Source organism: Sphingomonas sp. NPDC019816 (assembly GCF_050274375.1).
Classification (GTDB): Bacteria; Pseudomonadota; Alphaproteobacteria; order Sphingomonadales; family Sphingomonadaceae; genus Sphingomonas.
Window position 1 is genome coordinate 1 of the sequence record NZ_JBNNOB010000152.1, and the last position, 7,797, is coordinate 7,797.

Below are 7,797 nucleotides of genomic sequence, written 5' to 3' on the forward strand. Positions count from 1 at the left end.
CTCCCCTTCAGGGGAGGGGTTGGGGTGGGGCTTCTCCACGAACGCCGCGCTTGTGGATACGCCCCACCCCCGGCCCCTCCCCTGAAGGGGAGGGGAGACATCTCATGTCATCCTGCTCAAAATGTCAGGCCGCAGGCTCCGCATCGAACGGCACCGGGAACTTCGTCGCGCAGAAGGCGCAGTCGACCTGGATCAGGCCATCGGCATCCGCCATCTCCCGCCGTTCCTCCAGCGAGAACTTCGTGATGACGCTGGCGATATAGTCCGCCGAGCAGCGACAGCCGCGCACGATGGCCGGGCTTTCCGACACGCGCACATTCTGCTCCTCATGGAACAGACGCCACACCAGCGTCTCCAGCGGCAGCGCGGCGTCGGCCAGCTCGTCGGCCTGCATCGTCTGGCCCAGCGCCTGGACATGCTCCCATTCGGGATGGTCGAGCTTGACGTGCAGGCGCTCGCGGCCTTCCTCGCCCTCGGGTAGGTGCTGGAGGAACAGGCCGCCCGCCACCGTGCGGCCGTCCGGTTCCTTGCTGATCCCGACGTGCAACAGGCTGGGAATCTGTTCGGACTGGGTGAAATAGCTTTCCGCCGCCGCCGACAGCGTGTCACCATCGATCGGCACGATGCCCTGATACCGCTCGCCGGTTACCGCCAGGTCGAAGGTGATCGCCATGTATCCCTGGCCGAACAGCGCGAACAGCGTCGGGTCGGCGGGCAGCTCGGCCAGCTTTTCCTCGTCATACTGGATATAGCCGCGCAGTTCGCCGCCACGATAATCGCACACCAGCAACCGGATCACGCCGCTGTCGCTGCGCGTCTGGATGGTCAGCTGGCCGCTGGTGTCCTTTAACGTTGCACCGATCAGCGCGGTCAGCGTCAGCGCCTCGGCCAACAGCTTTTCCATCACCGGCGGATAGGCATGCGCCGCCAAAATTGCGTCCAGCACCGGCCCCAGCCGCACCATCCGCCCGCGCGCATGCTGCTCGGGGATGGTGAAACCGATCGCGCGGTCGAGGTCGGGCAGGGTGATGTCGGTCATGCTCGTGCCTTTACGCTCCGAACCGGGTTCGGGCGGAGTGGTGCCGGTGGGGCGGAAAAAGAGAAAAGGCCGACGAAGCCGCCGGCCTTTCCCTAGATAGGAAATGTCGGTCCGCGATCAACCAATCTGGCCGAAGCACCAGCGCAGGACGGATTTCTGCGCGTGGAGGCGATTCTCCGCCTCGGGCCAGATCAGCGACTGCGGGCCGTCGATGACCTCGGACGTCACCTCCTCCTCGCGGTGGGCGGGAAGGCAATGGAGGAACTTGGCATCGGGCTTGGCCAGCGCCATCAGCGCGGCATTGACCTGGAACGGCATCATCGCGGCCAGCTTTTCCTCGGCATGGGCCTGACCCATCGAGATCCAGGTGTCGGTAACGACGATGTCCGCGCCCTCGACCGCCGCACGGGGATCGGTCGAACAGGTCGCGCGGCCCCGGCCCAGCTCCAGCGTGCCGGGCAGCGGGTGATAACCGTTGGGGCAGGCCGCGACCACGTCGAAGCCAAGCAGCCCGCCCGCCTCGACGATCGAGTGCAGCACATTGTTGCCGTCGCCCAGCCAGGCGACCTTCATGCCGGACAGGGTCTTGCCCGCCTCGATCACGGTCAGCAGGTCGGCCATGATCTGGCACGGGTGCGACAGGTCGGTCAGGCCATTGATAACCGGCACGCTGGCATAGTGGGCCATTTCCTCGACCTTGGCATGGTCGTCGGTGCGGATCATGATCGCATCGGTATAGCCCGACAGAATGCGCGCGGTGTCGGCGATCGTCTCGCCGCGACCCAGCTGCATCGTGCCCGCATCCAGCACGATCGAGGTGCCGCCCAGCTGGCGGATCGCCATGTCGAAGCTGACGCGGGTACGGGTCGAGTTCTTTTCGAACACCATGGCGAGCGTGTGCCCGGCCAGCGGCGCATCGGCATCGACGCGCCCCTTGGTGAAGCCGGCGCGCGCGGCCTTGCGCGCCTGTGCATCCTGCAAAATGGCGGTCACACCCGCAGGCCCGGCATCGGCGAGGTTCAGGAAGTGGCGGATCGTCATGGGTCGGTACTCCGTCCCCCGGCGGTCGCTGCCTCCGGGGAGGAAGGGATCATCAATCGTCGGCGGCGGGGACGTAGACGCGCGCGGCGTCCGACAGCTTCGTCGCGAACTCGGTGATGTGGCTCTCGTCGATGGTCAGCGGCGGCAGGATGCGAATGACATTCTCGCCCGCCGCGACCAGCAGCAGCCCATGGTTGTCGCGGCAGTGCGCGACGAAACGACGGCTGTCGCTCTTCATCTTCAGGCCCTGCATCAGGCCGTGGCCGCGCACTTCCTCGAACAGATGGTCGAAATTCGGGATCATCTGCTCCAAGGTGGCGCGCAGGCGCTGGCCCATCGCCTCGACATGCTCCAGGAAGCCCGGCTCCTGCATCACGTCGAGCACCGCTTCCCCTGCGGCCATGGCGAGCGGATTGCCGCCATAGGTCGAGCCGTGTGTGCCGGCGACCATGCCCTTGGCCGCTTCCTCGGTCGCCAGGCACGCGCCCAGCGGGAAGCCACCGCCGATGCCCTTGGCCGAGGCCATGATGTCGGGCGTCACGCCGTACAGCTCATGCGCGAAGAACTTGCCGGTGCGACCGTACCCGCACTGCACCTCGTCCAACACCAGAAGCAGACCAAGCTCGTCACACGCCTTGCGCAGCCCCTGGAGGAATTCCATGTTGGCGGGGCGCAGGCCGCCTTCGCCCTGGATCGGTTCGACCAGGAAACCGGCGGTGTTCTCGTCGATCAGCGCAAGCGCGGCCTCCAGGTCATTGAACGGCGCATAGGCGAAGCCCGGCAGCAGCGGCTCGAACCCGTCGCGCATCTTGGGCTGGTTGGTCGCCGAGATCGCGCCCAGCGTCCGGCCATGGAACGCGTTGTTGAACGTGATCAGCGTGTGACGCTGCGGATTGCCATTGGCGAAGTGATAGCGGCGCGCGGTCTTGATCGCGCACTCGACGGCTTCCGCGCCCGAATTGGTGAAGAACACCGTGTCGGCAAAGGTCGAATCGACCAGCCGTTGGGCGAAATGCTCACCCTGCGGGCTGCCATACAGGTTCGACACATGCATCAGAGTCGCGGCCTGCTTGGCGATCGCCTCGACCAGCTTGGGGTGGCCATGGCCCAGCGCGTTCACCGCGATGCCGGCGGCGAAATCCAGATACTGCTCGCCGTCCTCGCCATAGAGATAGACGCCCTCGCCTCGGACCGGACGCACCCCGCACCGTGGGTAGACGGGCATCAGGGCGGTGATGGTCACAGGGTGTCTCCTTCAAACAGCAAAGGGCGGCACAGGTGGCCGCCCTTTGCGATCATACGGGCTATTGCGCGCTCGCGTCAACGCGTCGGGGCACGTCAGCTTGTGGTGTCGGCCGTCAGATCGAAGGTGTTGAGTTCCCAGGTCGCGGCGCGGCTGCGCATCCGTGACCCCTTATATGTGGCCTGGGGGGATATGATGCTGAACCGTTCCAGTCGCTGCCCCTTTCGCGGATCGCTGTCGTTTCTGGGCGTATAGCGGCGCAGCGCCAGTTTTTGGCTGATCACGTCGATCCACTGAGCGGGAATTCGATCGCTATTATTCTGGGGCGTGATGTCGACGACATGCCCGTCCGGTGTGATCCGATAGCTGAAATCGACGAAGTTAGCTTTTTCCTGGCCCGGCGCCGAGCCGAAATGCAGTTCCTCTTGTCGGATCGAGGGCGAGAAGATCAGCATCTGGCGGCCGGTCTGCCCCGGTTCCATCTCCGCGATCACCTGATCGGCAATGGCGGCGCGGTCCTTCTCGTCGGCCAGTTGAATCTGGATCGCGCGCGCGGCGTTGCGATAGGGCAGCATTTCTGGCTCGGGCCGCTTCAGGATACGCTCGGCCATGTCCCGCGCACGGGTCCGATATTCGGGAAATAGCGAACCCAGCGCGCTCTGCAAAACCGCCGCGCGGAGATAGGACTGCCCCACCAGATTGAAATCGCCGATCTTGTCCGCTTCGCGCGCCACCCAGTCATAATGCTGGAACGCGCCCTCGGCTCGTCCCTCCCGCGCCAGTTCGTCACCTACCTCCAGCCGTTGGGCAAGGATGGCGGGATCGTTCGCAGGCAGTCCGGCCCGCAGGGCATAGACCGCGTCGGCCGCGTTTACCCGGGGGTTGGTTGGAACGCCATTCAGTCTCGCCAGACGGCTGGTCGCGCGGTGGAGATCGGCAACCTCCTTGGGCAGCACCGAGTCATAGCGACTATTCCGACCACGCGATGACAGCAATGTGCGGTAGCTGTCCTCGTAATTGCCGGTCAGGAACTGTATCTCGGCATAGGCCAGCGACCGGGCGATGTCCTCCTTCGGCGGGCATCGATGCGCCAGGCAATCGTCCAGCGCCTTCTTGGTCTGTGTCAGGCTGTCCGCCGTTACGACCACGGTCGGCCCATTCTCGACCGGGATGGACAGGGTGAATTGCGATTGCAGAAGCAGCGTCAGCAGGATCATCGGCCGAATTCCTTCTCCCAGTGCGCCGACGCGAGTCGGACGCATGATGAACGCCGAATGGGAGAAGAATATTCGTATCGATCGCAGCGATCCTGCAAGTTACAAAATGTGGATCGGGCCTAAAGACGTCAGGCGTCGATCACCTCTTCATCCAGCCGTGCCGCATTCTCTTGGATGAAGGCGAAGCGGTGGGCCGGGTTGTTGCCCATCAGCCGGTCGACCAGGTCCTTTACCCCTGCGCGTTCCTCATATTCCTGGGGCAGGGTGATGCGGATCAGGCTGCGGCTCGACGGGTCCATCGTCGTTTCGCGCAGCTGGCCGGGGTTCATCTCGCCCAGGCCCTTGAAGCGCGCGACATCGACCTTCTTGCCCTTGAAGGCGGTGCGCTCCAGCTCGGCCCGGTGGGCGTCGTCGCGGGCGTAGAGCGACTTGGCGCCGACCGTCAGGCGATAGAGCGGCGGCTGCGCGAGGTAGAGATGTCCGCGCCGCACCAGATCGGGCATTTCCTGGAAGAAGAAGGTCATCAGGAGCGTGGCGATATGCGCGCCGTCCACGTCTGCGTCGGTCATGATGACAATCTTTTCGTAGCGCAGCTGGGTCGGGTCGCAATCCTTGCGCGTGCCGCAACCCATCGCCAGCGTCAGGTCGGCGATCTCCTGATTTTGCAGGATCTTGGTCGAGGTGGCCGAGGCGACGTTCAGGATCTTGCCGCGGATCGGCAGGATCGCCTGGGTCTTGCGGTCGCGCGCTTGCTTGGCCGAGCCGCCCGCCGAGTCGCCCTCGACGATGAACAGTTCGGTCCCCTCGGGGCTGTCCGCCGAACAGTCGGTCAGCTTGCCGGGCAGGCGCAGCTTGCGCGCCGAGGTGGCGGTCTTGCGCTTGACCTCGCGCTCGGCCTTGCGGCGCAGGCGCTCGTCCATCCGGTCGAGGACATAGCCGAGCAGCGCCTTGCCACGCTCCATATTGGCCGAGAGATAATGGTCGAAATGGTCGCGCACCGCCTTTTCGACCAGGCCCGCCGCTTCGGGGCTGGTCAGGCGATCCTTGGTCTGGCTCTGGAATTGCGGTTCGCGGATGAAGACCGAGAGCATCAGCTCGGAGCCGACCATGACGTCGTCGGCGGTGATGTCCTTGGCCTTTTTCTGGTTCACCAATTCGCCGAACGCGCGCAGGCCGCGCACCAGCGCTTGGCGCAGGCCCTGCTCATGGGTGCCGCCATCGGGGGTCGGGATGGTGTTGCAATACCAGCTATAGCTGCCGTCGCTCCACAGCGGCCATGCGACCGCCCATTCGACCCGGCCCTGCTCACCCGGAAAGTCCTGATTGCCGGCAAAGGAATCGGCGGTGGCACATTCGCGGTTGCCGATCTGCTCCTTGAGGTGGTCGGCGAGGCCGCCGGGGAACTGGAACACCGCGTCGGCCGGCGTGTCGTCAGTGATCAGCGAGGGCGCGCAATGCCAGCGGATTTCGACGCCGGCGAACAGATAGGCCTTGGAGCGGACAAGCTTGTGCAGCCGCGCCGGCTTGAAGGCGAGTTCGGGACCGAAAATCTCGGTATCGGGGGTGAAGGCCACGCTGGTGCCGCGCCGATTGGGGGCCGCGCCCACTGTCTCCAGCGGGCCGAGCGTCGCGCCCTTGGCGAAACGCTGGCGATAGAGGATACGCTCGCGCGCCACCTCGACCACCGTGTCCGACGACAGCGCGTTGACCACCGAGATGCCGACGCCGTGCAAGCCGCCGCTCGTCGCATAGGCCTTGCCGGTAAATTTGCCGCCCGAGTGGAGCGTCGAGAGAATGACCTCCAACGCCGACTTGTCGGGGAATTTCGGGTGCGGGTCGACCGGGATGCCGCGACCATTGTCGACGATGGTCAGGCGGTTGCCGGGCTCCAGCTTCACCTCGATCCGGGTGGCATGGCCCGCCACCGCCTCGTCCATCGCATTGTCGAGCACTTCGGCGGCCAGATGGTGCAGCGCGCGCTCGTCGGTGCCGCCGATATACATGCCCGGACGGCGGCGAACCGGCTCCAGCCCCTCCAGCACCTCGATCGAGGAGGCGTCATAGGCGGGCTGGGGACGGGCGCCGCCCGCGAACAGATCATTGGACATAACGGGAACTATAGGGGCTGAGAGGCCGGTGCGCCAGCACCGGGTGCCGTGGCGCAAATGCAACAAAACTTTGCCCAGATTAACCGGCGGGATATTCCGCGCCGTCCGCCCGTTCCACCGGCACCTTAAGCCAAGGGTATGGGAGTGTGTATGTTCAAGTTTTGGATGGCGGGCGCCGCCGCCACGGCGCTTTTCGCCGCGCCGGCGATGGCGCAGGACAGCTATATGGCCGACGACGATGTCGCGCCCTTCTCGGGCGCCTATGTCGGCGGCAGCTTCGGCTATGACGTGCAGCCCAACGATGTCGGCTCGCGCCTGCTGTTCGACCGCAATCTGGACGGCCGCTTCGGCGATGTCGTGACCACGGCGAACGGCAACAACGCCTTCTCGCCCGGATTCTGCAACGGCCAGGCCCGTAGCGTCATCTCGCCGCAGAACGGCGCGACCGGATGCAACAAGGACCGCGACGACATCGCCTATTATGGCCGCGTCGGCTTGGATCATCAGGCAGGCAACATCGTGTACGGTGTCGTCGGCGAATTCGGTAAGTCCGAGATCACCGACAGCGTGTCGGGCTTCTCGACCACCCCGGCCTGGTACACCTTCACCCGCAGCATCGACTGGGAAGCCTCGGTCCGTGGCCGCCTGGGCTATGCGGCGAACAAGACGCTGTTCTACGGCACCTTCGGCGGCGGCTATGCCCGCATCAACCGTGAGTTCGCCACCTCGAACGGCGCCAACGCCTTCGCGATCAGCGGTGATCGCAACCAGTTCGGCTTCCTCGGCGGCGGCGGTATCGAGCAGAAGATCGGGCGCAATTTCTCGATCGGCATGGAATATATGTACCACCAGTATCGCGACGACGACACGCGCGTCCGCGTGACCCGGGGTACGGCGCCCGCGAACAACCCGTTCGTGCTGGCACCCAACACCACCGGCACCGACATCCGCCGCTCGGACGACAAGTTCCGCTGGCACTCGCTGCGCGCGACGGCGGCGTTCCGGTTCTGATGTGAGGGGGCGGCTTTCTTCGGAAAGTCGCCCTTTCCTTTGAGGCGGGCGTTGGGGCGTGGGCTTCGACTTCGCTCAGCCTGAACGGAATGGGGGATGAGGGCATAGCACCAACCCCCGTTCGGGCTGAGCGAAGTC

6 protein-coding genes are annotated in these 7,797 nt (G+C 65.2%); 1 reads left to right on the forward strand and 5 read right to left on the reverse strand.

The annotated features are described in order from the left end of the window. Positions 1-124: 124 nt before the first annotated feature. The 5 genes from ACQKJZ_RS16695 to parE all read right to left on the reverse strand — a co-directional run bounded on the left by ACQKJZ_RS16695 (position 125) and on the right by parE (position 6,648). Entirely contained in the window at positions 125-1,039 is a 915-nt protein-coding gene (locus tag ACQKJZ_RS16695) for an Hsp33 family molecular chaperone HslO (protein ID WP_427732509.1), read from the reverse strand. 117 nt (positions 1,040-1,156) lie between these two features. Next, positions 1,157-2,080, reverse strand: a complete 924-nt coding sequence (argF, locus tag ACQKJZ_RS16700) for an ornithine carbamoyltransferase (protein ID WP_427732511.1) — start codon at positions 2,078-2,080, stop codon at positions 1,157-1,159. A 52-nt stretch (positions 2,081-2,132) separates the two neighbouring features. Then, on the reverse strand, positions 2,133-3,323 hold the full coding sequence (locus ACQKJZ_RS16705; protein ID WP_427732513.1) for an aspartate aminotransferase family protein: 1,191 nt from the start codon (positions 3,321-3,323) through the stop codon (positions 2,133-2,135). A gap of 95 nt (positions 3,324-3,418) precedes the next feature. Continuing rightward, positions 3,419-4,540, reverse strand: coding sequence for a hypothetical protein (locus ACQKJZ_RS16710; RefSeq protein WP_427732515.1), 1,122 nt, complete (start codon positions 4,538-4,540; stop codon positions 3,419-3,421). Between the two features lie 128 nt (positions 4,541-4,668). Beyond that, entirely contained in the window at positions 4,669-6,648 is a 1,980-nt protein-coding gene (parE, locus tag ACQKJZ_RS16715) for a DNA topoisomerase IV subunit B (protein ID WP_427732517.1), read from the reverse strand. A 150-nt stretch (positions 6,649-6,798) separates the two neighbouring features. Here parE and ACQKJZ_RS16720 point away from each other — a divergent pair, with 150 nt between their 5' ends. Beyond that, positions 6,799-7,659 (forward strand): outer membrane protein, encoded by an 861-nt coding sequence (locus ACQKJZ_RS16720; protein ID WP_427732519.1) that lies wholly within the window; start codon positions 6,799-6,801, stop codon positions 7,657-7,659. Positions 7,660-7,797 lie beyond the last annotated feature (138 nt).